The organism is Pyramidobacter piscolens W5455, from assembly GCF_000177335.1.
GTDB lineage: Bacteria > Synergistota > Synergistia > Synergistales > Dethiosulfovibrionaceae > Pyramidobacter > Pyramidobacter piscolens.
Genome location: NZ_ADFP01000012.1, coordinates 1 through 989 on the forward strand (window position 1 = coordinate 1; position 989 = coordinate 989).

The 989-nt window shown below is 59.6% G+C and carries 1 pseudogene; it reads left to right on the plus strand.

Annotated features, from left to right (window positions below):
• Nucleotides 1-989: pseudogene (locus tag HMPREF7215_RS00930) on the plus strand (ESPR-type extended signal peptide-containing protein); the annotation flags it as partial.

Below are 989 nucleotides of genomic sequence, written 5' to 3' on the forward strand. Positions count from 1 at the left end.
TGCTATGTGGTCGTTTCGGAGCTGCTCAAACGCAACGGCAAAAACAACGGCAGCGGATGCAGCGTATCCACGCTGGCTCTGCTGTGTACGGCGGCCATTATCGGCGCGACTTTTGTGATGACCTCACCGGCTGGAGCGGCGGACAATGGTGCCGGGAGCGATCCCGGCGTGACGATCGGGAGCGCAAGAGTGACGCAATCAGCTCCTGATGGCGCTGTCGGGAGCAATGCTCCTGCAAAGGCGCCAGAGAATGAAAAAGATGCGGGAGCTCTTCATTATTTCAGCATGAATTCTTCTCTTCAGGATGCAGGAAGCAACTATGAGAACGACGGAGCTGCCGCAGCGGACGCTATTGCCGTCGGCCCAAAAGCCAAAGCAGATGGTATTTCTTCCGTTGCTCTGGGGGATGGTTCCCATGCTGCCGGAGCAGGTGGCATTTCGATCGGCCGCACGGGTCTGGATTACCGCTATCAGGGCGCCTTGGGAAACGATTCCATCGCCATCGGTACGGATGCCATTGCCGGAGTCAAGGATCATCCCGATGTAAGCGCTTCCGTGGCGTTGGGCATACGGGCCGTGAGCGACCAGACGGACGCTGTGGCTATCGGCAGCTACAGCGTCGCCGACCGCGGCCCTGTGACAGATAAAACCTCAGTCTATATGGGCGGCGATGCGGCAGTACAGAACACCGCTGCAAGCACGAGAAGCGCCGTCGCTGTTGGGCGGACGACAGGCGGCAACAGCTCCTGGTCCGAACAGTTCAATCGTCAGATCACCGGTGTAGCGGCCGGCACGGAGAACACCGACGCCGTCAACGTGGCCCAGCTCAAGGCCGTCGTCGCAATGGTAGGGACGGCAGCCGGTGGGGTGCATTATTTTTCCGTTAAAGCGGACGACAGCGCGAGCCCCGATAGCACAAACTGGAACAACGACGGCGCCACGGGAGAAAAGGCCATTGCGATCGGCAGATCGAGCAAGGCAAAAGGAAG